Source organism: Cobetia sp. 1AS1, from assembly GCF_029846435.1.
In the GTDB taxonomy this organism is placed as follows: domain Bacteria; phylum Pseudomonadota; class Gammaproteobacteria; order Pseudomonadales; family Halomonadaceae; genus Cobetia; species Cobetia amphilecti.
Genome location: NZ_JARWKU010000002.1, coordinates 561,200 through 587,774, shown reverse-complemented (window position 1 = coordinate 587,774; position 26,575 = coordinate 561,200). Strand labels below are relative to the sequence as shown.

15 protein-coding genes are annotated in these 26,575 nt (G+C 54.6%); 8 read left to right on the top strand and 7 right to left on the bottom strand.

Annotated elements, in window-relative coordinates; all coding sequences use genetic code 11:
* The first annotated feature begins 40 nt into the window (after positions 1–40).
* From QD280_RS06285 to QD280_RS06250, 8 genes are all read left to right on the top strand, one after another.
* Entirely contained in the window at positions 41–1,792 is a 1,752-nt protein-coding gene (locus tag QD280_RS06285; protein ID WP_279838649.1) for an LTA synthase family protein, read from the top strand.
* On the top strand, positions 1,789–10,038 hold the full coding sequence (locus QD280_RS06280; protein ID WP_279838648.1) for a type I polyketide synthase: 8,250 nt from the start codon (positions 1,789–1,791) through the stop codon (positions 10,036–10,038). The genes QD280_RS06285 and QD280_RS06280 overlap by 4 nt, the downstream gene beginning before the upstream one ends.
* Positions 10,039–10,349: 311 nt before the next feature.
* Positions 10,350–11,684 carry an aminotransferase class I/II-fold pyridoxal phosphate-dependent enzyme gene (locus QD280_RS06275; protein WP_279838806.1) on the top strand — a complete coding sequence of 445 codons (1,335 nt, stop codon included), beginning with the start codon at positions 10,350–10,352 and terminating at the stop codon, positions 11,682–11,684.
* Positions 11,685–12,105: 421 nt separating this feature from the next.
* Entirely contained in the window at positions 12,106–12,693 is a 588-nt protein-coding gene (locus tag QD280_RS06270; RefSeq protein ID WP_279838647.1) for a hypothetical protein, read from the top strand.
* A complete protein-coding gene (locus QD280_RS06265) occupies positions 12,690–13,049 on the top strand; it encodes a hypothetical protein (RefSeq protein WP_279838646.1) in 360 nt (119 codons plus the stop codon). Before QD280_RS06270 ends, QD280_RS06265 begins: the two co-directional genes overlap by 4 nt.
* Complete coding sequence (locus QD280_RS06260; protein WP_279838645.1) at positions 13,036–13,812, top strand: hypothetical protein; 777 nt, start codon at positions 13,036–13,038, stop codon at positions 13,810–13,812. Before QD280_RS06265 ends, QD280_RS06260 begins: the two co-directional genes overlap by 14 nt.
* 62 nt (positions 13,813–13,874) lie before the next feature.
* A complete protein-coding gene (locus QD280_RS06255) occupies positions 13,875–14,180 on the top strand; it encodes a hypothetical protein (protein WP_279838644.1) in 306 nt (101 codons plus the stop codon).
* A gap of 2 nt (positions 14,181–14,182) precedes the next feature.
* Positions 14,183–14,692, top strand: a complete 510-nt coding sequence (locus QD280_RS06250) for a glycine-rich domain-containing protein-like (protein ID WP_279838643.1) — start codon at positions 14,183–14,185, stop codon at positions 14,690–14,692.
* A gap of 328 nt (positions 14,693–15,020) precedes the next feature.
* Here the strand turns inward: QD280_RS06250 and QD280_RS06245 are convergent, their stop codons facing one another.
* The 7 genes from QD280_RS06245 to QD280_RS06215 all read right to left on the bottom strand — a co-directional run bounded on the left by QD280_RS06245 (position 15,021) and on the right by QD280_RS06215 (position 26,564).
* The gene (locus QD280_RS06245) at positions 15,021–15,671 is read right to left on the bottom strand and encodes a DsbA family oxidoreductase (RefSeq protein ID WP_279838642.1); all 651 of its coding nucleotides are present in this window, start codon (positions 15,669–15,671) and stop codon (positions 15,021–15,023) included.
* A 232-nt stretch (positions 15,672–15,903) separates the two neighbouring features.
* Complete coding sequence (locus tag QD280_RS06240) at positions 15,904–17,241, bottom strand: O-antigen ligase family protein (RefSeq protein ID WP_279838641.1); 1,338 nt, start codon at positions 17,239–17,241, stop codon at positions 15,904–15,906.
* A 529-nt stretch (positions 17,242–17,770) separates the two neighbouring features.
* Positions 17,771–19,669, bottom strand: a complete 1,899-nt coding sequence (locus QD280_RS06235) for an acyltransferase family protein (protein ID WP_279838640.1) — start codon at positions 19,667–19,669, stop codon at positions 17,771–17,773.
* 523 nt (positions 19,670–20,192) lie between these two features.
* A complete protein-coding gene (locus QD280_RS06230) occupies positions 20,193–21,359 on the bottom strand; it encodes a nucleotide sugar dehydrogenase (RefSeq protein WP_279838639.1) in 1,167 nt (388 codons plus the stop codon).
* A gap of 93 nt (positions 21,360–21,452) precedes the next feature.
* On the bottom strand, positions 21,453–22,877 hold the full coding sequence (locus QD280_RS06225) for a mannose-1-phosphate guanylyltransferase/mannose-6-phosphate isomerase (RefSeq protein ID WP_279838638.1): 1,425 nt from the start codon (positions 22,875–22,877) through the stop codon (positions 21,453–21,455).
* On the bottom strand, positions 22,874–24,061 hold the full coding sequence (locus QD280_RS06220) for a glycosyltransferase (RefSeq protein ID WP_279838637.1): 1,188 nt from the start codon (positions 24,059–24,061) through the stop codon (positions 22,874–22,876). Before QD280_RS06220 ends, QD280_RS06225 begins: the two co-directional genes overlap by 4 nt.
* Positions 24,062–25,394: 1,333 nt before the next feature.
* Entirely contained in the window at positions 25,395–26,564 is a 1,170-nt protein-coding gene (locus tag QD280_RS06215; protein ID WP_279838636.1) for a glycosyltransferase, read from the bottom strand.
* Between the last annotated feature and the right edge of the window lie 11 nt (positions 26,565–26,575).

Sequence of the window (26,575 nt, the reverse complement as noted above, 5' to 3'; positions counted from 1 at the left end):
ACAGCCCTGCGACGGCAGAGGCTAACGAGGTCGGCATTACATGGAGTTTGTCATTGCGTTTGTGTCTTTCATGGCCGGGCCACTGCTGGTCGGCCTCGGGTTGACGCTGGGGCTTGAGCATCTGCTGCTGAAACAGATGACAACACCGCCAGCCGCATTCTGGCGTCGCCCCGTCAGCGCCAGGCTGGCACATGTCGGCTACTGGTGCGCCAGCTGGTCACTGTGCACCTTGATCACCCAGCGCCCCTGGTTCTCGCTGATCGTCGTCAATGCGCTGTGGCTGGTGGTGCTTCAGGTCAGCCACACCAAGTACGTGTCGCTGCGCGAACCCTTCCTCAGCCAGGACTTCGAGTACTTCACCGACGCCATCAAGCACCCGCGCCTGTACATCCCCTTCTTCGGCATCGGGCTGACCATCGCCGCGACCACGGCCGGGGCGCTGGCGATCGGCCTGGGGCTCTGGCTCGAGCCCGCGCTGGGCTTCTCCGTCGCCTACTCAGGCAACGCCGCTCTATGGCTGGTGCCGTTGATCAGCGTTCTGCTCGGCGCGAGCCTCCTGGTCTACGCCCTGGGCAACCGTCTGGCCAGCAAGGTGATGCTGGTCCCCGAGTTCGACCTGAGCGAGCTGGGCATGGTGGCCTACCTGCTGGCCTACGCGCGGCTGGCGCGTCGCCCACTGACGCCACTGCGCAATCCGCTGGAGGAGGCACAGCGCGAGCTCGACGCCACCTTGCGCGAACTCGATCACGAGGACGCCACCAAGGCACTGCCCCATGTCGTCAGCGTGCAGAGCGAATCCTTCTTCGATGCCCGCCGCGTCTATCCCCGGGTACGTGACGACCTGCTGCCGAACCTGGACCGCTGTCACTTCACCGCCCTGGCCCAAGGGCTGCCGTGCGGTCGCCTGGCCGTGCCGGCGTGGGGCGCCAATACCGTGCGCACCGAAACCGCCTTCCTGACGGGCCTGACCGCCGAGGAGCTCGGCGTGCACCAGTTCAACCCCTACCATCAGCTGGCGCGTCGCGCCGTGCCGAATCTGGCCGCCAGCTACAAGGCAATGGGCTATCGCACGCTGTGCATCCATCCCTATCCCGGCACCTTCTATCTGCGCAATCAGGTGCTGAAACAGCTCGGTTTCGATGAATTCCTTGACATCGCCCACTTCAGCGATGCCGACAGGAGTGGCCAGTACATCAGCGATGCCGCCGTGGCGGCCAAGGTCGAAGATTGCCTGCTGGAAGCCGGCGACACGCCGTTGTTCATCCAGGTGATCACCATGGAGAATCACGGCCCGCTGCACCTGGAAACCTTCGACAGCGCACGTCTGCCGGAGTGGTACGACGGAGACCTGCCGGAGAACTGTCAGGAACTGGGCATCTATCTGCGTCACCTGGTGAATGCCGACGCGATGATCGATCAGCTCACCACCGCGCTGGCGCGACTGCCGCGCGGCGGGCTGCTGTGTTTCTATGGAGACCATGTGCCGATCATGCCCGAGGTCTATACGACCCTGGGCGAGCCCAATGGCGTGACCGACAGCTTCATCTGGTCCAGCGCCCTGCCGGAGTCCGACGACACCGCCCGCCAGACCATGGCGGCCGTGCGCGACAAGGACCCGGAGCTGATGGAGTGGGCCCTCGATTGTGAAGGGCCCTTCAAGACTGACGAGCAATGCCGCAAGGGCGACCCGCGCGTCATCAATATCGATACATTAGGAAGTGCGCTGCTGAAGGCGACCGCGAAACATGCTCGCCACAGTGCCGTGACTCAGAAGTTCAGGAGCTTGTCATGACCCGACGCGTTGCCATCATCGGCGCAGCCAGCCGTTTCCCCGGCACCACTCAGGCCACCCTGTGGGACGATCTCCTGGCCGGCAAGGACATGGTGACCGAAGTCGCCGACGACCGCTGGAGCAAGGAGTCTCTCTCGCACCCGGACAAGAAAGCCCCGGGCATGAGCTACAGCTTCGCCGCAGGTTCACTGGGCGACATCACCGGCTTTGACCCGGCCTTCTTCGGCATCAGCCCGCGCGAAGCCGCCAGCATGGACCCCCAACAGCGCATGCTGCTGGAGATGAGCTGGGAAGCCATCGAGCACGCCGGCATCCCGGCCGAGAAGATGCGCGGCTCACGCTGTGGCGTCTTCATGGGCATCGCTAGCCTGGATTACTCCTATCGCATGGCGGATGACCTGAGCGCCATCGGCCCGAATACCGCGACCGGCAATACCTCCAGCGTGGCTTCCAACCGCCTGTCGTATGCCTTCGATCTGCACGGCCCGAGCCTGTCGCTGGATACCGCCTGCTCTTCTTCAATGGTCGCCTTCCATCAGGCCTGCCAGTCGATCAGAAGCGGCGAGACCGACATGGCGCTGACCGGCGGCATCAGCCTGCACCTGCATCCTTACGGCTTCCTGATCTTCTCGAAGGCCACGATGCTGTCGAAGACCGGCCGCTGTCAGGTATTCGATGAGGCTGGCGACGGCTATGCGCGCTCCGAAGGCGGCGGCGTTTTCCTGCTCAAGGATCTCGATCAGGCCATCGCCGATGGCGATCGCATTCTCGCCGTGGTGGCGTCTTCCGTGGTCAATACCGACGGCTACAAGTCCGGCCTGACCGTGCCCAACCCGTCGGCGCAGATCCAGCTGATGGAACAGGCCTGCGAGCAGGCCGGCATCAGCCCGGACGAGATCGACTATCTCGAGGCCCATGGCACCGGCACCGCGGTCGGTGACCCGCTGGAAACCCGCGCCATAGGTGCCGCCATCGGCCAGAAGCGCTCAAGCCCGCTGCCGATCGGCTCGATCAAGAGCAACATGGGCCACCTGGAAACCGCCTCTGGCGTGGCCGGCCTGGCCAAGGCACTGGGCGTGATCGCGCACCGTGAAGTGCCCGCGACGATCAAGATCCAGCGCCTGAATCCAAAGATTCGTACCGACGAGTGGAATCTGGATATCGTCACCCAGCCGCGCAAGCTAAAGGCGGACGGACGCCTGGTCGTCGGGGTCAACTCCTTCGGCTTCGGTGGCGCCAATGCCCACGTGCTGCTGGAAAGTGCCCCCGAACAGCCGGTAGCGCAACCGAGCAGTGAAGGTGAACAGACGCCGCCGCTGCGCCTGAGCGCCCGTTCCCCGCAGGCGCTCAAGCAATCCGCGCTGGAGCTGGCAGAGCACCTGCGTGAGCTCGCCGCCCACGACATGGCGCCAGGCCTCTACGATCTCGCCTGGCAGCTGGCCGCCCGTCGTGAGCACCATGTGCATGGCGCCCTGCTCAGCGCGGATACCTTCACCACCCTGCTCGAGGACCTCGACACCCTCGGCAGCGAAGGGGATCTCGGTGACCATCCGCGCATTACCCTGGCAGACCGTCTGCCGGCATTGCCGAGCGCCAGCGACAATGGTGCATCGCCGCGTCATGGCGCAAAAGTCGTCAGCGGAGTGCAGCAGGAGCGCGGCCCGGTGTTCGTGTATTCCGGCAATGGCTGCCAGTGGGCCGGCATGGGCCGTGCCCTGCTGGAAGAATCCGCCAGCGTGCGCGCCTGTCTTGAACGCCTCGATGTCGCCTTCCGCGACTTCAATGGCTTCGAGCTGCTCAAGGAGCTGGACGGCAGCCTGAGCGAGAAAGGCGAGAACCGCCTGGACGCCACCGAGATCGCCCAGCCGACGCTGTTCGCGCTGCAGGTCGCGGTCACCGAGTGGCTGATCGAGCGCGGTATCCGCCCTGCTGCCGTCACTGGCCACAGCGTCGGCGAAGTCGCTGCCGCCTGGGCCAGTGGTGCGCTGACGCTCGAACAGGCCACCCGCGTCATCTTCCAGCGCAGCTACCACCAGGGGCGTACCCGGGGCACCGGCGCGATGATGGCCGTCGGTCTCGGCGAGTGCGAGATGCGCGAGTGGCTGGAGCAGCCGCAATGGGCGTCGCTGTCACTGGCTGGCATCAATGGCCCGCGCGGCACCACCCTGGCCGGCGAGCGTGAGCTGCTGGAAGCGCTGAGCAAGGAGCTCTCCGCCCAGGGCACCTTCGCACGGGTGCTGGGTCTGGATTACGCCTTCCACAGCCCGGCGATGGACCCGATCAAGTCAGGCCTGCTCGAATCCCTCGACGGCCTGACGCCCCGCGCCACCCATACCCCGTTCATCTCCACCGTCACCGGCAGCGTCATTGCCGGCGAGCAGCTGGATGCACGCTACTGGTGGGAGAACATCCGTCAGCCGGTCATGTTCGAGGCCGCCGTCACCTCACTGGTCAACTGGCACTCCGAGGCGGAAGAGAACGCTGTCCTCGGCCGCCATCGCCTGCTGATCGAGATCGGCGCGCACCCGATCCTGCGCAGCTACCTGAACGACATCCTCAAGGCGCGCAGTGAAGAGGCGCCCGCCGGCCAGGTGCTCGCCAGTCTCGACCGCCGCCATGCCGGAGTAGATGCCCTGGAGCACCTGCGCGGTCGCGTACTGCTCTCCGGCGCCGTCGACATCACCGGCCTGTTCCCGGTCGCCGGCCAGTTCGTCGAGCTGCCAAGCTACCCGTGGCAACGTATTCCGTGCTGGCTCCAGACCACCAGCGAAAGCCAGCGTCTGCTGGATCGTCATTACGTACATCCGCTGCTCGGCTATCGTCTCGCCCAGCAACGCCTGACCTGGGAAGCCCAGCTCGACACCCAGAAGGTCGCGTGGCTGGCCGATCACCAGGTCGGCGAGAGTGCCGTCTTCCCGGGGGCCGGCTATCTGGAGCAGTGCCTGGCCGCCGCCCACGAATGGCAGGCCGCCAGCGCCGATGCGGACAGCCTGCCCGACGTGCTGGATCTGGAAGACTTCGAGATTCGCGCCCCGCTGCTGCTCGATGACAGCACGCTGCGTCTGATCCGCCTGTCGCTGGACAGCGCCAATGGCGCAATGCGTCTGGAAAGTCGTGAGACACGCGCGGAAGATGCCGACAAGTGGAATCTGCACGCCGTGGCGCGCGCCTTCACCGCCACCCGTGGACGCCTACTGGAGCGCACTGCACCGATCATGCCCACTCGCGCCGCCGATTTCGGGCGCGATGAGCACGTGGCCGCTGCCGCACAACTCGGCCTGCATTACGGCCCGCATTTCCGCGCCGCCGAGCAGATCTGGGTCGACGCGGGCGCCGACCATCACGCACCGGGCACTGTGCGTCCGCAGGTGTTGGCCCGTTTCTCGCTGACCGAGGAAATGGCCACCCAGGACGCAGACTTCCACCTGCACCCCGGCGTGCTCGACAGCGCCTTCCAGCTGTTCATTCCTCTGCTGGGCGTGCTCAAGGGCCAGATGGCGGCCAGCAATGGCATGGCCTTCGTGCCGGTGCGCGTCGGACGCCTGCAGGTGCGTGAGCAAGTACGCGCCTCGCAGATCGTCACGGCACGTGTCGTGCTGCGCTCGCGTGGCCCGCACTCCCTATGTGCCGATTTCGAGCTGTTCGACGCCGAAGGCCGCGCCGTGGCCGTTGCCGAAGAGGCCCGCTTCCGCGCCGTACGCCTGGGACGTGATGGCACGGCGCATCTGGATTACCTGGATATCGAACTGACTGCCGCACCGCACCCGCTCACTCAGCCGTCCGCACCGGTATTGGATCTCGCAGGCCTGGTGAATGACGCCATGCAGGCGTCAGAGGCTGCCGATGGTGGTGAGGATGGTGATGCGAATGTTGGTGAGAGCGACGCGGCCGCCAGTGCACAGACGCTGCTGGCCGACAGCCAGTGCTTCCGCGATGAGCTGGAGCCGCTGCTCGACAGCCTGATGCTCGCCAGCGTCCACGAGACCCTGCTGCGTCACGCAGCGCCGGGCGACCCGGAGCTGGCCCACCTGGATCACGAGGCACTGTCGCGCTGGCAGCGACGCTGTCCGCTGTTCAGCCGTGCCCTGCTCGACTGGGCCGAATCACAAGGCCTGACGGAAGCACTCGACAACGGCGACTGGCAGATCAACTCGCTGGATCTGCCCGCCGCCAATGACATCTGGCAGCTGCTGGTACGCGACTACCCGGGCCAGTTCCCGCTGACGCATGCCGCCGGTCGCCTGCACCTGCATCTGGATGAATGGCTCAATCGCGGCATGCCGTTGGACGGCATCCCGTTGGACGGCGCTCAGTCAGAAGGGACTCAGCTGGACGGCACCGCTGATGAAGCGGTGGCAGATCGCGAGGCGCTGCTCTCGACGGACGCCAGTGCCGCACTGGAACATCTGCGCCAGCCGCTGATCCCGACGCTGCTCAAGACGGCGGTCGGCAATGCCGGCTGGCAGTGGTTGAGCGCACAGCTCGATCAACGCATCAGCAGCGCGCTTGCCACACTGCCTGCCGGCAAGCGCCTCGATGTGCTGGAGCTGGGTGCCGGCGGCCCCTGGCTGGGCCAGCGTCTCGCGACACTGCGCGAGGCGGATGCACGCAACGGTCGCTACGCCGCACTGGATTACCGCTTCGTGGCCGCCAGTACCGGCGCCCTCAGTGAAGCCAATCGCCTGCAGGATGACTTGCCGCTGATCGATGTGATCGCGGGCGAGGCCTACGAGGACAGCGCCACGACCCGCAAGGCTCAGCTCGCCATCGTGCATCTGGACTTCGAGGCACCGTCACAGGCGCGCGAGCTGCTGACAGCACTGATCGCCCGTCTGGCCCCCGGCGCGCAGCTGCTGCTGTGTGGCTGTGAACCGGCGGCCTGGGCCGGGCCGATTCTGGCCCTCGATGATGGTGAGCAGCTGCGCAGTCATCCGGGCATCGCGCAATGGCAGCGTCTCTTGACCCAGCTGGGCCTCGACATCGAGTCACCAGCGCCTGCCGGCGATAGCCTGGCCAGCGATCATCTGGGTACTGAAACATCAGGTGCCTGGTGGCTGTCCGCGACGCTTGCCGCTCAGGCACCGCTTGCGGCTCTTGCGAAAACCGCTGAAGACCAGACGGCGGCAAGTGGATCAGTTGAAAGCGAAGCAGTGGCAAGCTTAGCCGCAGAAAGCAAAGCTGTAGCAAGCCAAGCCGCCAAGCTCTCCATCGCGTTGCTGGATTGCCCGCAGGCACCGGCGGATCAGGCACTGCTGACGCGCTTGAGCGACTCACTGACCGCGCGTGGTCATCAGGTCAGCCATCAGCGCCTGTCCGCCAGCCTGCCTGCGGACGTGTCCGCATTGATCGAGCAACTTGGCGACGTTGATCACCTGATCGCGCTGCCAAGCGCTGCGGCGACAGCTGAGCAGAATGATACGGACAGCACCAACGCCCTCCAGTGCGCACGCCAACAGCTGCTGACACAGGTCGCCCAGGCCTTTGACAGCGCCCAGGAGCAGGACGACAGCCGCGTGGCCCCGACCTTGTGGGTGCTGACACATGACGTGGCGACGCTGTGGCAGACAGAAGGCCCCCTCGCAGCGACCCCGCCGGCGGATGCCGCCAGCTGGGGCTTTGCGCGCAGCCTGGCCAACGAGAGCCAGTCGCTGGCCATCCGTCTGCTGGATACGCCGACGCTGGAGCACGACGCCGTCAGCATGCCGGCCTTGATGGGCGCGCTGGTGCAGGAACTCGAAGCGCCGGATCACGAGCAGGAAGTGGTTCTGGATGCCACTGGCGCGCGCTTCGCGACACGCCTGCGTCAGGTGGCGGCGCCTCAGCAGGCCGCTGGTGGCGAGAGTGCCCGCTTGCAGTCGTCAGGCTCGCAGACATCAGCCTCTAAAGCCCCAGGCGCTCAGCGCCACGGCGTCAGCCTCGGATTCAGCCAGCCCGGCCAATTGCGCAATCTGGAATGGCAGCCACGCATTCTGCCCACCGTGGCAGCCGGCGAAGTGGAAGTACGTGTCGAGGCGACCGGTCTCAACTTCCGCGATGTCATGTACACCCTCGGCCTGCTGTCGGATGAGGCCATCGAACACGGCTTCTCCGGCCCGAGCCTGGGACTCGAGTTCTCTGGCATCGTCACTCAGGCCGGTACCAATGCCGAATTCAAGGTCGGCGAGCGCGTGGTCGGCTTCGGCCCGGCCAGCTTCTCCGACCGGCTGGTGATCGCCGACACGGCGCTGGCCCATGTGCCCCACGGCGTCAGCCTGGAAGCCGCGGCGACCATCCCGACCACCTTCTTCACCGTCTACTACGCGCTCAAGCATCTGGCACGGTTGGAAGAAGGCGAGAAGGTACTGATTCACGGCGCCGCCGGCGGCGTGGGCATCGCGGCATTGCAGATCGCCGAGTGGCTGGGCGCCGAGGTGTTCGCCACCGTCGGCTCGCCGGCCAAGCGCGACTTCCTGGCGCTGATGGGCATCGACAACGTCTATGACTCGCGCAGCCATGGCTTCGCCGAGGATATCCTGGCCGATCTCGCCGCACGCCAGCAGCGTGATCCGTCTGTCGATGCCCGCGGTGTCGATGTGGTGCTCAACTCGCTGGCCGGTGAAGCCATCGCCCAGAATCTGCGCGTGCTCAAGCCGTTCGGACGCTTCTGTGAGCTGGGCAAGCGCGACTTCTACGAGAACACCCCGATGGGGCTGCGTCCGTTCCGCAACAACCTCAGCTACTTCGGCATCGATTCCGATCAGCTGATGAAGGAATGCCCGGGCCTGACCACGCGCCTATTCCGCGAGATGATGGCGCTGTTCGAGGACGGCACCCTGGCGCCGCTGCCCTACACCACCTTCGATGCCAGCCAGGTGGTCGAGGCCTTCCGCTACATGCAGCAGGCCCGCCAGATCGGCAAGGTCGTCGTCACTCAGCGCGCAGCCGAACACGCCGTGGAGCAGACAAGTGCGGGGGCAAGTGCAATGCCCCATCAGCGCGACGCACTAGCGGCCAATCAAAAGACACTGGCGATCGACCCGGCTGGCAGCTATCTGGTCACCGGCGGTCTAGGTGGCTTTGGCCTGCGCAGCGCCGAGTGGCTGGCCGCGATGGGCGCGCGTGAGCTGGTCCTGCTCGGGCGCTCCGGCGCGACTAGTGAGGAAGCGCAGCAAGGTGTCGCGCGTCTCGAGGCCCAAGGGGTGAACGTGCATGCCCTGGCCTGTGATGTCGCCGATGACGCCGCGTTATCAAAGGTGTTCGCACGCTTCGGCAAGTCCGCTGACGGCGATGGCATCGCACCGCTCAAGGGCATCATCCATGCCGCCGCGGTGATCGATGATGCGCTGATTCGCCATCTCGATGCCGAGCGCATCCAGCGCGTGATGACGCCGAAACTGGAAGGTGCGCGCCTGCTGGATCGCCTGAGTGCCGAGCATGCGCTGGACTTCTTCGTGCTCTACTCCTCGGCCACCACCCTGTTCGGCAACCCGGGACAGAGCGTCTACGTGGCGGCCAACCACTGGCTGGAGGGCCTCGCCGCCAACCGTCGTGCGCGTGGCCTGCCCGCCACCTGCGCACGCTGGGGCGCGATCGAGGATGCCGGCTTCCTGGCACGCAACGAAAAGACCCGTGAAGCGCTCAAGAATCGCCTCGGCGGCGATGCGCTGATGGCAGACCACGCGCTGGCCTGTCTCGGCGAGATGATCAGCGCAGATCAGCAGGCCCAGGCACTCGGCCTGCCGGGGCGCTCGCTGGGCGTGCTGGAACTGGACTGGGGCGCGCTTGCACGCTTCCTGCCGACCGCCGCCACGCCGCGCTTCGAGGAAATCGCCCGCCGCGCCGGTGAGGATGACAACAGCCAGGCGCAGCAGGATGATATCGCCGCGGCACTGGCGGGCTTGAGCGGCGAAGCGCTGCAGACCACCATCGTCGAGATTCTCAAGGGTGAGCTGAGCAAGATTCTGTTGATCGACGCCAGCGCCATCGACGTCAACAAGAGCGTCTACGACATGGGCTTCGACTCGCTGATGGGAGTCGAGCTGATGACAGCGGTCGAGGCACGCCTGGGCATCAGCATTCCGGTGATGATGATCAGTGAAGCCGCCACCCTGTGGCGACTCGCGGAACGCCTGATGCACAAGATGGGCAATGCCGACGGCGAAGAAGCCGAAAGCAGCGCCGAAGACCAGGCCATGGCGCAGCTGGTGAAGCAGCATGGCGGCGAGACGGCCACGCTGACAGAGCGGGGAGAGATGGTCAGCAAGTAGCCACCTCCACCCGGTACCCAGCCCACGCCATGATGCCGGATGGCAGGTGTGGGCTGGTGCCATGCGCCATCTTGGCGTAACGTCGACCCATTCGCGCAACCATGACAGGCAGGCGGACATCGCCAGATCGGGCCCTGACAGCAGTCCCCGCTCTCGCCAAGGCCCATGCCTCGTCAGCGCACACGATCAGCTTGAAGATACCCGACGGGCGGAGAGCCAAGGCTCTTGCGCCCGTTTTTGGGTCAGCATCACATGTGTAAGGAACTCGACTCTTGGCAACCCGCAATTCCCCCGGTTCATCCGCCAGTGACATGAAGCAGCAACTGCTCGACAAGGCGCGTGCGCGCCGTACTCGCCCGGCCAATACGCAGTCGAATGATGAGGATATCTTCGCCCACAAGGGCGCTGAACCGCTTCAGATCAGTGACGACTTCGTGCGCTTCGATCGCCAACCGGGCTATCAGCAACTCAGCATGATGCAGCAGGCCGGCGCCGCCTTTGGCGTGCCGGAGCCCTTCTTCCGCGTGCATGACGGCTGTGCCGGCGCCACGACGCGTATCGAGGGGCGTGAGCTGGTCAACTTCGCCAGCTACAACTACCTCGACTACTCGCGCCATCCGGAAGTGGTCAAGGCCGCGGCGGACGCTGCCGCACACTATGGCACCTCGGTGTCGGCCTCTCGCGCGGTTTCCGGCGAACGCCCGATCCACCAGCAGCTGGAAGCCGCCGTCGCGCGCACCTACGACGTCGAAGATGCGGTGGTCTTCGTCAGTGGCCACGCCACCAATGTCTCCACGCTGGGCTATCTGCTCGGGCCGAAGGACCTGATCCTGCATGACGAGTGGATCCACAACAGCTCGCTGGTCGGCGCTCAGCTGTCCGGCGCCCGCCGCATGCCCTTCGCGCACAATGATCCGGACGCGCTGGAAGCGCTGTTGCGTGCCCAGCGGGGCAAGTTCGAGCGCGTGCTGATCGTCACCGAAGGCCTCTACAGCATGGACGGCGACGTGCCGGACCTGCCGCGCCTGATCGCCCTCAAGCAGAAGTACCGCTGCTGGCTGATGGTCGACGAAGCCCACTCCTTCGGCGTGCTCGGCGAGCGCGGTCTCGGCCTGAGAGAGCATTACGACATCGCTGCGTGTGACGTCGATATCTGGATGGGCACGATGAGCAAGACGCTATCCGGCTGCGGCGGCTATATCGCCGGCTGCAAGGAGCTGGTCAGCATGCTTCGCTACTTCGCGCCGGGCTTCCTCTACTCGGTGGGCATGCCGGCGCAGGTCGCCGCCCCCTCGCTGAAGATTCTCGAACTGCTCCAGGGCGATGATGCCAGGCAGCGCATCGCACGTTTGCACGATGTCTCCGGCTACTTCCTCAAGCGCGCCCGCGCACTGGGACTCGATGTCGGCGACAGCCTGGGCGTTGCCGTCGTGCCGGTGATTCTGGGCAGTTCGCTGGTGGCCGCGCGCCTCTCCAACCAGCTTTTCGAGGCAGGCTTCAACGTCCAACCCATCCTGCACCCCGCCGTGCCGGAGAAGAGCGCGCGACTGCGCTTCTTCCTCTCCTGCGAGCACACCGAAGCGCAAGTCGACGCCGTCCTCGATACGCTCATGCAGCAGCTGAGCAATATCAAGGCGGGGCTCTAACTCCCCAGCTATTTGATGCTCCATAGACGACACAGCCCCGCTTTTCAGCGGGGCTGTGTCGTTTATACGCATGTAAACCTGCTGAGCCCGCGATATTCCTCAACGTTAATGCATTATCTAAATGTGGGACTGGTGAAGTAACAAGAACTTTTTTCGCCTCCCATGGACGGACTGATTCCGTTGCTCGCTCATACAAAGAACAATCTTGGGATGAATGCCACTATTGTCCAAGATAAACAAAATAATTCCGCACCGGATTACGACATACTGTATATTCAGGTCGAGATGATCATTACGACTCCTGCCATGACTCCTCGACATTATCTATACAGAGCTTACAAATCAGCGTTGATACATGACTGTCCAGGACAACGGAGTGTCCGACTCATCTCCATGAAGTACCAATACACGCGGCAATTACATGGATGTACGCAAGATGTCACAATCAACAAGTCTCTCCCTGACAGGGAAAATCGACACTGGTTTCTCACGATTTCTCTGTCAGGTATTGAATGCCATCAAGACTGGCATGCTCTGGCTGATCGGCCTGATGATCCTGGCTTTGCTACCCTTTGCCATCTTTGAATACGGTGAAGGCCTGGCAGATATTTCGCTACTCGAATGGGCGTTCATGGCACTGCTTGGCTTGCTTGTGTGGCGGCATGTCAATTACTGCCAGCATTTCTCGACGGGGTTCTGGAAGGGAGCCAGTCGCTTGCTGATTTCCCTCGGGATTCTGACAGTTGTGGAACTGGTCGTGATTGGCCTGTGTGAAATATTTCTCTGGCAGACAGAATACGAAGATCTCCCAAGGAATTATCTTCTGGATGATGATCCGCTCGTAAAATTGGCAACTTATGCCAGCCTGCTGGTGGCACTCTACCTATCAGCACCTACTGCAAATCGGCGCGCCATGACAACGAATGAGCCACAAGCGCAAGGGGACACACGCGCCCCCGAAAAAGCAGAACCAGCCACGAGTGATACCTTCAAGGAGCCCACACTGTGAAGTCCGTATTCAGCAAATACACGTCTTGCGCCTTACTAGTCACGCTGGCATTCACACTGGCACCAACCGCTCAGGCCAGAGACCACTCGGAGCGCTTGATCCAGAGTTGTCACGAGCTGGTCGGAATCTATGCCAAAAGGGACGAGAAGAATCTCCTGGCTGGCGTCACGACAAGCGTGTCAGAGGCCCTGCAGGCCGGCTACTGCATGGGCGTACTGGATGAGTACCGTCGCCATGACAGGTGTTATTCCAGTGACTGGTTCACGCAGGCACAAAAGGTAGCGGGCATGTCAGTCGATTACAGCAAGCGCATCTCGCTCAATGAATTGCTGGAGTACTCTTGTGAGCGAAGCTGACAAGGGTAACTGGCGCGAAATATCTTCTGTGTACGAGGACTTGCTCTGCCGCAAGGTGGGGTTGAGCAAGCCTCTCAGTCGGCACGGCAAACTCTTGAACTCCATCAAGACGCTCGTCAGTGCACTGAGCCCCTCCCTCAAGCACAAGGATGATGTCTCTCGCAGGCCTGACCGCAGCAAGACGCAACACCTGCGTCTGGATTACACACCGCTCGGTCACGGCTGTGACAGTCGAAACCGGGTGCGAATCCACCCTGGCGATGTCACCCTGCTCTGGAACGCCATCCTGCTACAGGGGATCTTCGGTGAGCCCAAGGTTGTCATTCAGCTCCTTGAGCAGGAAAAGATGCGCAGCGAGCTGGTCGAGTGGGCACGTGAGCTGTTCTTCGAGCGGCAATCCCTGGCGGGCCTGGGCCTGTTGCGCCAGGAATTGATTCACTTGCTGGAGCGTTTGCCAGATGCCGACCTGAAGACGGAGGAACTGCCCAACCCCTTCGCTGATGCATTGCCGCAGATGGGGCTGGGCCATCTACAGGGAAACGTACTCAAGGGGCTGGCCGCTCAGACGGCGGCCCTCTCCCAGGGAGACAGCATGATGGCCGCCTACTTGAGTGGTGATCTCGAAAAGGCCTATCAACAAGCGCTCCCGATCGAGACGGACAACGAGGTCCTGGCGAAATATCGCAAGCTGATCATCCGACGATACGAGGATGCGACCTCCTTCGACGCACTGCTGGACACCTTCCGCAAAAAAGATTTGTGAAGCATGCGGGTTGTGGAATCCACAAATAAATACTGGTTTCGTCAACCAAGACGGAGCCAGTCATGCCAACCATCGATACCATCCTCGCCCGCTGCCCCCATGAGGTCAGCAGCTGTTACCAGTCCAAGGCCATCCAGATAGATCAAGCCATGGCCAATGGCACGCCCTACCGGTCACTTGGCGGCAAACGCCTGCGCTGCCGCAAAGGCTATCTGCGCTTCAAGATCGGCCATGCCTGGCGCCTGCTCTATCAGCTGACCGCCAATGGCTACGAGCCCTGTGCATTGATCAGTCGTCAGAGCTTCGATCGTGAGATGAAACGAAGGCGGGACATCAAGTTCTGCAATCATCCCTCTAAGGAGTCTTGATCATGAATGCCATCGTTTCTCTGAACCAACCCCTCGTGGATCGCCACGGACTGGACGTGAATGTCAGCCGTCTCGACTTTGCTCGTCTGAAGCACAAGTACACGGCCTCCAGCGAAGCCGAAATGTCAGTTGAGTCCTGGGAAAAGGCGGAGCGTGAGTATCGCCGCTTCCTGTCACTCAAGGCTTTCTACCCTGCTGTCTCGCTCGTGCCCAGCAAGGAAGTCGATGCCTTATGGCATGCGCACATCCTGGACACGCGTGCTTACCGCGAAGACTGCCACCAGGTATTCGGTCGCTTCATTGACCACTACCCCTACTTCGGCATCTACGGTGAAGACGACTACCAGCAATTGACGGATGCCTTTGCACAGACGGTAGCGCTGTATGAAAAGCACTTTGGCGCCTATCCGGGCGGCGGCGCTGAGTCACAGGCAATGCGTTGTGGTGGCGACCATAAGTGTCACGTCCCATCCGCATGCGCCTGTCGCGGTGGCCCTGGAGCTTGTCAGTAATAGACCGGCAGCCGACTCAAAGTTATTTCAAACAATCGATACAAAGAGATCCAAGACAATGAAAAACATTACCAAGACTCAAGCCACTACATCCAAATCCCCTGCACGCAAAACCCCGGCTCCGAAAGTGACTAACGGACCTAGCACGACCGGCAACCCTTCCGGCGGTGGCCGTGGCAACAATCCGCCCAAGCGTTCTTGACGGTGGTGTGTCTGTACTCTCCTGAGTGACTGACACACCTCAGAACCAAAAACGCGGCCCTGCTTTTCAGCGGGGCCGCGTTTTTTATCACGACAGGAATAAGTGCCGGAACCAGGTGTCAGTGGCTCAAGACTGCTCAGCCATCAGCTCGCTCAGCACCTGCTCGAACACTTCCTTGGGCTGAGCACCGCTCAGGGCACTGCGACGGTTGAAGACGAAGGTGGGCACGCTGGAGATGCCCATCTGCTTCCAGTGGTTCTCATGCTGGACGACCTGCTCACGTGCCTCGGCGTCATCGAGCTGCGCTAGCCCTTCCGTGGCGTCCAGCCCGACCGCTGCCAGCGAGTCCGCCATCACGGCTCGGTCGGACATGTCCTTCTGCAGCGTGAAGAAGTCCGCGAAGAACTGCATCATCAGGTCATGCTGCATGCCTTGCTCGGCGGCGTACTCGAGCAGCACGTGCAGCTCGAAGGTATTGACCATGCGCATGTCGTCGAAGTAGTTGAAGACCAGTCCTTCCTCAGCCGCCAGGTTGGCCAGGTTCTGGCGCGCCTCGACACTGCCCTTGGGCGTGGTGCCGTACTTGCGCTCGATATGGGCGCGCAGATTCTCGCCGTGTGCCGGCATGTCCGGGTTCAGCTCGAAGGGCTGCCATTCGATCTCGACCTTGTCTTCCAGGCCCAGTGACTTAATGGCGCTCTCGAGGCGCTTGTAGCCAATGATGCACCACGGGCATACCACATCGGAGACAATGTCGATCTTAAGCTTGTCTTGCATATCCATTCTCCTGAGCGACGAGGCAACACGCCTCACCGCTCGTCAATATTCGTGAGCGACTGCTCAAATTTGCGCGTACTGTAGACCCCGTGCGTGCTCAGGTCAAAGCCTCTCCAGAGTGCCAGGTCGCCTGAGCGTCGAATCACCAGAGCGCCAAGCGCTGAATCTCGAGAGCGCCATGCGCTGAACGCTGTCGCCTCTTCAGGTCTGACATTCCATGCAGACATCCCGATCAGTCATGCTTGGCTTGAGCTTTATCACAAGCGGTAGGTGGCGCTGCCTCAAGGCGACGCTCATGAGCGCGCAACGTACCCCAGACGATCGCCAGCCAGTAGGCGTAGACCATCACGCCGCTGGCCTGGGAGAACATCACCCAGGTCATACCGAAGTCGAGGAAGGTCAGCGGCAGCAGTACCCCGGCGACAGCCAGTGAGCGCAATGTCAGGTCGTTACTGTCCAGGCGACGATAGAAGAGGCGCAGCGGCACTAGATAGAGGGCCAGCAACGCAAGCAGCCCCAACACTCCGCGCTTGACCCACGCATCGAGAAACTCGTTATGGGGGTGCTCAAATGGTTGGATATGACGGCTCAGCACGCCCTGTTCGATCATCGCATCACGCGCCTCGGCGTAACCTGTCTCGCCCCTGCCCAGCCACGGCTGCTCGGCAATCATTATGAAAGCGCCCCGCCACATCTCGAGACGCGCGCCCGCCGAGGTCCTAGCATTGCGATCTTCCATGTACTTCGTGACATCCGAGACGCCGGCTTCGACACGTTGCTGGATACCGGTGGCCGGCGTCATCACCATCAGGGCGATCACCCCGGCACACATGAAGACGCCCAACCGCAGCACGCGCCGCGAGATCACCTCACCATAACTGCGATACAGCACCCAGGCGGCAAACGGGAAGCCGATCCAACCGCCGCGCGTCCCCGACATCAAGGAGCCGATGATGCCGAATGCGCCACCAATCAGCAGCGCCAGCAACCAATAGCGCCGCCGAGCTCCCGCCTGACTCATCGCCCAGCCAAGGCCTGCCAGACACATCAGCCCCATCAACATGCAGATATCGCCGAAGTTGATGGTATTGGTGAAGCCACCCGCACGATGCACACCCCACACCAGCTTCTGCCACATCGCCCAACTGCCGGTCAGCACACTGCCGAGGATCAACCCGCCCCACATGGCGCCGAGCGAGGGTGGGCACGACAACATCAGCAACAGCACCGGCACAGCCAACAACAGACGAATCGGCACGCCTGTCGTCTGCCACGCATCACCCTGCAGCAAGATGCTCACCAGCAACAGGGCCGCGAGGCCTGCCACCACGCCGATCACTGCCAGGTCTTGCTTGTGGGCGGCCCTCAACAGCCTGCGCGGCTCGCGCAGCAGACAATAGCCACTGATCAACACCAGCAACGCCGGTCCCACGCTATAGCCAGAAGGCATCACCAGGCTAAGCAAGCCGAACAGGAAAACACTGCAGGAAACGGCGCGCGAGATCATAGGGGAAAAATACGGAGCAACACCGGATGAATCCGAGCGCGCAGCAGAAGCGAATGACGGCATACCTGGCCTTCCTGATCCAATGATGACGATGTGAACGGTGATACGGGCAACTCAATCGAATACGGCAAAGCGCCATCGTGAGCTTGATGAGCGGGATAGCCTGACACAACTGCCCTCCTCCTTGGCATCAGGCGCGCAGCATGAAAGTCATCACCTGCTCCCTCTACCCCGTACCCTGTGAACCCATACGAAAACGCCGCATCACAAGGATGCGGCGTATGGTTTTGCAACTACTGATCTCTCTCTTAATCTAAATTTATTTTACATCAGGAATTTAGATTAAAATACGAATTAAAGTTCACCAAATCATAGGAAATGTAAAGTGCATAAAAAACGAAGCATCACAACTTCCCTTTAAGGGGACCACACGGTTAAACACAAGCAATATCGCACAACAATAACCTCCACTTTTAAATGACCACAAAACAACAAGGTTCAGGGTTGTTCGAATTTTAGCAACTTACCTTTAATACTAAAAATATTAAAAAAGTGTTATCGAAAGCCGAACTAACCCCAGACATATTTATACTTATTTTCTTAGGTAATAAGAAAACATAGGCATAAGCAATCTGTTGCCAAATTCACTAAGATGATCATCATCCTTATATATTGGCCGCCCGGATTTACTTGTAAAACAAATTTCCTCACTGCAAATATACTTTATAGGATCTAACACTTTAATATCGCACAATTGCAATTTTTCAAAAACATCTGCTGTGTTTTTATTTCTATCCTGATATTCCTTTAAAGTGATCTGAATCGGATTATCGGTATCGGACATCAATCTTTTTGAGACTTCGCGCGGTATATTGTATGAAAACTCAGGGGTAGGTTTAGTTACAAATACATCATGAGTGCTTGATAACTCGCACATTGTATCTACATATTGGGATTTTACAGTTTTTTCATTGCCATATACATATCTTATATCTTTGTATTTATTTTCGGATTCATTTTCTCCATAACCTGAGAAATAAATATTCATCCTGTGTATTGAAACTAACTTAGCATTCTCGTTATCAGGTATCAGCTCATCATACAGCTTCCTTGTTTTAGTCTGACATTGTGAAATATCATAAACCGATGAGCCTAAGTCTGGAATAAACAAACATGCAGAGCTACCGATATATAAAGACTTCTTGTTACCTATTGAATCGATAATAGCGCTTAGCTGAGCCAAAGAATGACTATCACCAAAAATTATATATTCCACATCAGTCAAATAATCTACAATTTCACCATCAATAAAATAGCAAACACCTTTGCTTCTAAAACACGATTCACTATAAGGGGAAGAGTTCTCTCCCTCATTAGAAGCTAGTCTTACGCTCTCTGGATAATGGAAGGCTGCCCCCCTTGTTAAGTAAACACATAAACCAGTGAGGCTAACCAAGCCAATCACTGAAATGTGCTTAAGCAATAAAACACCACGCCTATCAAAGCTAAATTTAAAGCTTTGAGATTCAATATAATGGAAACTCAAGTAACCAAGAAATACAGATAAGATCAAACCGAACCAAGTCAAGTCATGTATATTATAATAATTAAAGAAAACTACCAAAGGCCAATGCCACAAGTAAATGGAATAGGACCACTTCCCTAAGGCCTGAAATACAATATTGCCAGTTAGAAGGCTATCACTTCTATTGGCTTGAATTAAAACAAAAGCCCCAAGCACTGGGAGTAGAGCTAGGAAACCGGGCCATACATTATCTTTTGTAATAAAAACATATGATACAACTATTAGAGTCAGACCAAAGTATTCATATGCTTTTTTCCTATTAATTGTCGCTTTAATAGGATAGAGATAAGCAACCCCGCCTACCATCATTTCCCAAGCTCTAGTAGGTAGTAGAAAATAAGAAAAACTAGGCCATTTATAGGAGACTATCGCGCAAAAGATAGCTCCCGATATCGCCCCAACTAACACTGTAAACTTCATAGCCTCGGTGGATATACATTTCTTAATAGCCAATAAAACCAAAGGGTATATTATGTAGAATTGCCATTCTGCAGATAAAGACCAAGTATGCAAAAGCCACTTTTCGTGGGAACTATTATCAAAATAACCTGACTCACTCCAATATATAATATTGGATAAAAAACTCATACTGCTAACTATGTGTTTACCTAGCGCTTTATAATCAATAGGGGTAAGATAAAACCATCCGAATATCAACAACACAATACATAGGAAAGCTAAAGGAGGGATGATTCTATTAGCTCTAGAAATATAAAACTGCAAAAGAGAAAACTTATTAATCTCTAACTTAGTGAAAATTATACCTGTCATCAAATAACCAGATATAACAAAAAACACGTCGACCCCTGCAAAACCGCCAGTCATGAGATCTTCATTAAAATGAAAGAGCACCACAGCAATTACTGCTATTGCCCTTAAACCGTTTATGTCTTTTCTAAAATGCATGAAGTATACCGACCAGGTAAGTTATTTGTAATTTATTTACACTATGGCTAAATATTTGTTATTAAACGCCAAAAGTTAATCCGAGTTTAAAAATCTAAAGACAACATATAACTTGCTTGTTTTTTTCTTATCAATTATATCCCATAATCAAGAAAAATGACTCGAATTCCATTTGTAACTAAGGGCTGGAATGGCATCCTATAGTATTATATTTATACGCCGCTCTATGATTATATGCAATCATTAAAAGTATATAAGGATCTAGACCTCTAACTTTATTTTTAAATAGTTAGAACAAGCTGGCGCCAAACTTAGAGAACAGATACTTTTATTTCTCTTTCTTGAAGCACCCGTGCCTTTCACTTAGAAGACAGGGTGCAGTAATATAAACTATATCTGTAGTAACACTATCCTCACTGTTATTAATTGTAAAGAAAGCCCGTTTTTAGTATAGATTTTCTGCTATATTTAAACGATGCAACCTGAACAAAAAGTTCAGTATCGGATTTTTAATCTTCAAGTATCAATCGTTTCCGAACAGATCGCGGGTGTAGACCTTGTCGACCACATCAGCGAGCTCTTCCGCCATGCGATTGCTCAGGATGACATCCGCTTCCAGCTTGAAAGCCTCAAGATCACGCATGACGCGTGAACCGAAGAAGGTGTCTTCTTCCAGCACTGGCTCGTAAACGATAACTTCAATACCCTTGGCCTTGATGCGCTTCATCACGCCCTGCATGGCACTGGCGCGGAAGTTGTCAGAGCCGGACTTCATCACAAGGCGATACACCCCCACCACCTGCGGGTTGCGCTTGAGCACGGATTCCGCAATGAAGTCCTTGCGCGTGGTGTTGGCATCGACGATGGCCTGGATCATGTTGTTGGGCACTTCCTGATAATTGGCCAACAACTGCTTGGTATCCTTAGGCAGACAGTAGCCCCCATACCCGAATGACGGGTTGTGGTAGTGCTGCCCGATGCGCGGGTCCAGCCCCACACCTTCGATGATCTGTTTGGCGTCCAGACCATGCGCCTCGGCGTAGGTATCCAGCTCATTGAAGTAGGCAACGCGCATCGCCAGGTAGGTATTGGCGAACAGCTTGATGGCTTCCGCCTCGGTGCTGTCAGTGAAGAGCACATCAATACCCTGCTTGATCGCGCCTTCCTTGAGCAGACCAGCGAAAACCTCGGCACGCTCGGAGCGCTCACCGACGATGATACGAGACGGATGCAGGTTGTCGTACAGCGCCTTGCCTTCGCGCAGAAACTCCGGCGAGAAGATCAGATTCTCGGTATTGAAACGCTCACGCGCCTCTACCGTATAGCCTACTGGCACAGTGGACTTGATCACCATCACCGCGTCAGGATTGATGTCGCACACATCCTGAATCACCGCTTCAACACTGGAAGTATTGAAGTAGTTGGTGGTGGTATCGTAATCCGTCGGCGTCGCGATAATCACGAAATCGGCACCGCGGTAGGCCTCTTCCTTGTCGAGGGTAGCGCGGAAATTCAGGTCCCCACGCGCCAGAAACTCGTCAATCTCGGTATCTTCAATAGGTGCGACACCACGATTCAGCCCTTCGACCTTCTCCGGCACGATATCCAGTGCGATTACTTTATGATGCTGCGCGAGCAGCATGGCGTTGGAGAGGCCGACATAGCCGGTGCCTGCGATGGCAATTTTCATTTAGCAGATCCAAATCAAATGAATTGAAAGCAAAGCAACTGTTTAACACAAAACCTTACGTTACCTTACTTGGCAGGTACAGACTGATCATCCTCAACTGCGCCCGTAACGATCATTGAAACGAATGATATCATCTTCACCCAAATAAGACCCGGACTGAACTTCGATCAACTCTAGGGGTATCTTACCGGGGTTTTCCAGTGCATGAACTTGGCCAATAGGGATATAAGTTGACTCATTCTCACTGACAAGCTGAGTCTTGTCGCCAATGGTAACTTTTGCCGTCCCAGAGACGACTATCCAATGCTCAGCACGGTGATGATGCATCTGGACGGAGAGTTTCGCACCAGGCTTAACGGTAATGCATTTGACCTGGTAACGATCGCCCTTATCAATGCTGTCGTAGACACCCCAGGGACGGTAAACCTCACGATGATTGATATGCTCCTGCCGGCCATCGTGCTTGAGGCGTTCGACGATCTTCTTGACTTCCTGCACACGGTCCTTGTGAGCAACCAGTACAGCATCCTTGGTCTCCACCACGACCAAGTCTTCAACACCGACTGTAGCCACCAGGCGATGATCTGCATGCACCATCAAGCCATGACTATCATGAAGCATGACATCCCCATTACAGGCATTCCCCTGTGCATCATGTTCCTTGACATCCCAAAGCGCTGACCAGGAACCTATATCACTCCATCCCGCTTCAAGGGGCACAACAGCCGCCTGCTCAGTACGCTCCATCACGGCATAATCGATGGAGTCTGATGGACAGGCCTTGAAGGCTTCTGCATCCAGGCGGGTAAAGTCGAGATCTTGACTCGCGCCAGCCAGTGCCGCGCGACATGCCTCAACCATCGCTGGCTGGAAGCGTTCCAGTTCATCCAGGTAGCTCTGTGCAGAAAAGAGGAACATCCCGCTGTTCCAGTAATAGCCACCTGAGGCCAGATAATCTTCAGCGGTATCGATGTCTGGCTTCTCGACAAAGCGCTTGACACGGAAACCGAAATCATCGAGCCCTTCGCCACGCTGAATGTACCCATATCCGGTTTCAGCGTGAGTCGGTACTATCCCGAACGTAACCAATTGATTCTGCTCAGCCAGCATTTGTGCGTGACCGATGCTCTCGTGAAATTTCTCAACGTCACGAATCAGGTGATCAGCCGCCAATACCAGTAGTAAGGCATTCGGGTCTTCCGCTAAGGCATGCAGCGCTGCCACTGCTATGGCAGGCGCCGTATTGCGGCCTTCAGGCTCGAGTAATATGCTTGCATTCGTTATGCCCTGTTGACGAACTTGTTCAGCTACCAGAAAACGATGCTCTTCATTGCAGATTAGCAGTGGTGCGGTATGATCAATTGATTCCAGCCGCTTTAGTGTTTCTTGCAGCATGCTACCCTCGCCGGTAAGTGGCAAGAACTGCTTAGGATGTAACTGACGGGAATAAGGCCAAAGACGGCTACCACTTCCACCAGCTAGAACAATTGGTTTTATTGCACTGACACTTACACTCATTTAGTTACACCTTGTATTTTATGCAGCAATGGCTTTAGCGAAGAACACCAATTATGATTCAATTCGATAAAATCACGGGCTTTTTTTGAGATATCTACTGCATAAGCTCTATCAGCTACTATCTTGTTAATTTCATGAATATACTCGTCTACAGAATTAGCCTTCAAGAAAATCTCTTCTTTACCATTACCTATGCCTTCTGCACCGAGATTAGATACAACTGAAGGAATTCCATATGCCATATATTCGAGAATCTTATTCTGTACTCCTGCACCTAAACGCATAGGGCATACAGCAACATCTACATCGTGTAAATTATCTTCAATAGAGTCGACCATACCTGTAACATAAACCCTGTCATATCTTTCAAATAGCAGCTTATCTTTATCTAGTATCTTACCTATGATTTTAAAAGTATACTCGTGTCCTAACCTAGGCATTACATTATCTAAAAACCAACGCACGGCATCTAAATTTTGTACAGTATGCATATTCCCAATAAAGCAGATCACTTTCTCAGCTCTATTTTTCCACTCATATATATATGGCATATTATCGAAATCTACACCATTATTAGCCACTACAAACTTGCTTTTATCCTTTTCTTTTGTCGGTATAAACTCACAGTCTACACTTGAAATCAATGAGACTACATCTGACTTTTCAGTAACATAAGCTTCATATTTTTTTAGTTTTTTATATTCGTATGCGAATATTCTCTCTTTTAAAGTCTTACTTCCATTACTTTTAGCAATTCTGCTATAGTTCATAGCAATTGAGTCTGTTAACTCTGCAATCACTATGTTATCAAATTTAAAAGCATACTCAGTTGTTCTTACTAAATGAGGGAGTAAAATATCATCTTTTTGGACTATCCCTTTTAGTTTTTTATCTAATGCCAAAGATTTATAATATGCGACTTGAAGAGGCTTTGACGAAAAAACACTTAAAGCAGTATTGATTTTTGACTTCCAAGATGGATGATAGATTTTGTGTATTTCATTAAAAACATTGTCATCAGGGGGAGTATAGGAAAGCTGACTTTTTTCATCACATAGAGAAACCAATACCATATCAAATTTTTTCGACAATGATTTGCATATATTATATATCCTTAGTTTATCACCTCCAATTACCGGGTATGGAAATCTTGGTGTGATGACAATAATTCTTTTACGCGACATGACAATACCTTTTGTAGCAATTGTCTTTACATATTATATTGATCACGATAGATATCGTAATACAATACACAGCGAAATAAGGTGTAGAGAATTGCATCATCATTGCTACATTAATCGATAGCAATGAAAGACATAAATCCCTTTTAAGCTTACAAGATATTTTTTTTGATGATAAAAAAAGCTTTATAAGTATATATACAAATATTATAAAAGGTATTATCCCCAAGTCTAGCAATACCTTTAGGAAAAAATTCCTTGGATCAGCATTCAAATTAGTTAGGTGAGATACAACTTCATCGCTTAGTTGAGAATAAGGAACATTAAGTATATGTATATATTCGCCTATCAAATTCCCGTACTGGTTCATACCTACTCCTAGAAGCGGGTGATCTAAAGACATCATTAAGGCCATGTAAGGATAACCAAGTCGTACGTATAAAGAATTATCTACTAATAGAATATTCTCAAAAAAACTTGTATTACTATTGAATAAAGATATGATTTTATCAACTCTAGTTACGAAATATAGACTCGAATATTCGGGCTGAGATGTTATATACATGTAGACAAGTACTGATACTAATAAAAGCGAAGTTATTACTGAAAAATATCTTAGAATTGATCTCAAACTTGAATTGACTAGTATATATATAAGTGCCGACATTATAACTATCATATACCCTGTTAAGGAAAATGCTCCTAGGAATATTATAGGTACCCCGCAAATAGACAACTTACCATATAAGCTTTTATTTTTTTGATAAGAATAGTATAGGAATGGAGTAACAAATACTAATAATTGGACAGCCCAAGAAGGTTCCGCTGTAGTCAATATTATTCTTGTTGAAGTCTCGCCGGATAAGAACAATGTTATCGGTGAAAAGATAGCACTGTGCCCAATAACAAACTTTAATATAAACTCTAAAACGCCAACTAATATTATTATACACCCGAGCGTCGAAAAATATGAAATGACTCTATCTTCCCCGACCACCCTAAATATATGCGAATACCCACAAATAGACAAAAAGAACAGAATCCAGCTCGACAACCCGATAAATAAATTTTTAACATTTACTTCACTATCGAAGAAAAATACACACGAAGAAATAACCACCATCAAAAACAAAAGTAAAAATAAAAATTGAAAAGGATTAACTTTTCTTTTGTTAAGATTAGTGGCTAATGCTACCCCCCCTAAAAAAGATGCTAATAGTGGTAACCCTATAGAGTATGTTCCCGGAAACAAAGGAAAGCTCCAAACAGGGAAGAGAACACAGATAATTATAACAATGAATTTATAGACTTGCATCTCTCACCTGCTCGCGCGCTATTATAACTTAAATATACTATCAATTTTTTGACTCATTATTGACAAGTCATATCTTTTATATCCATTCAAGCTCATTTCAGAGTATAACTTATTATTTTCCGTCGCGATTAAATGTATATTACTCACTAAATCTTGAAGCTTATCTTTATCCAGTTCCCCCTCTTCATAGGAGGGGAATATCCCCATGTTATACCCATATTCACCATAATTTATTATTTCACCTGGGCCGCTATCGCAAACAGTGGAAGCCACTGGTATCCCCAAGGCCATAGCCTCTACTAGAGAGTTACCGAAACTCTCCCATATAGATGGAAAAATAAACACATCACTCTTATTGATAAAATTATGCGGATTATTAACATTGCCCAGCAAATAAACATGGCCACTTAAATTATTGGATTTTATTTTATTTTCTAACTCATTTCTTAGCTCACCCTCTCCCAGTATTAAAAGCTGGTAAGAATCATCTATTTCAATTAACTCCTTCATAATATCCAGAAGGTGCCACTGCCCTTTCTGTTTACTCAATCGTCCAGAAGTCACTAAATAAATTTTTTCTTTTTTAAAAGAAAAGTTTAGCTCTAATTCTTCCATAGACTGTTTTGCAATATCATCTTTGACAAAAAAATTATCAAAATTAAGTATTTTTTCATCACTAATTTCATAAAATTTCTTTACGGAGACAATCATCCCTTGTGAGTTAACATGTACTCCTGTTGCTTTTCTATAAGTATTTTTAAGAATTTTAGAAAAAATAGTCCCCTGATCTAAATCTTGAATCGGATCTTGCCTCTCTGATACGATACATTTAACACCTAACAATCTGCATGCATGCACTGATATTATATTCGGTATATAAGTTAATGAAAAAACGAGTTCTGGCCTAGCCCTCATTACAGTGTAAAAAAATTTTATAAATGCCAGTGGCAATAAAATAATCCGTAATAATTTTGTTGTCAGTATACTTATCTTATTTTTTCTAAAACCAGCGGATAGAGGTAAATTTAACTTTGAGATCTTTACTGATCTATTCATAATTTTGTTAATAGGCAGGTTATCGTAAGTGCAAACAGTAACATCATTCTCTTTCGATAAATAATCTGCGAGCTTACGGGTCGACTCAGCTACCCCACCTTGGTACAAATCAGATGTAAAAATTAATACTTTCATAACTCTACCTC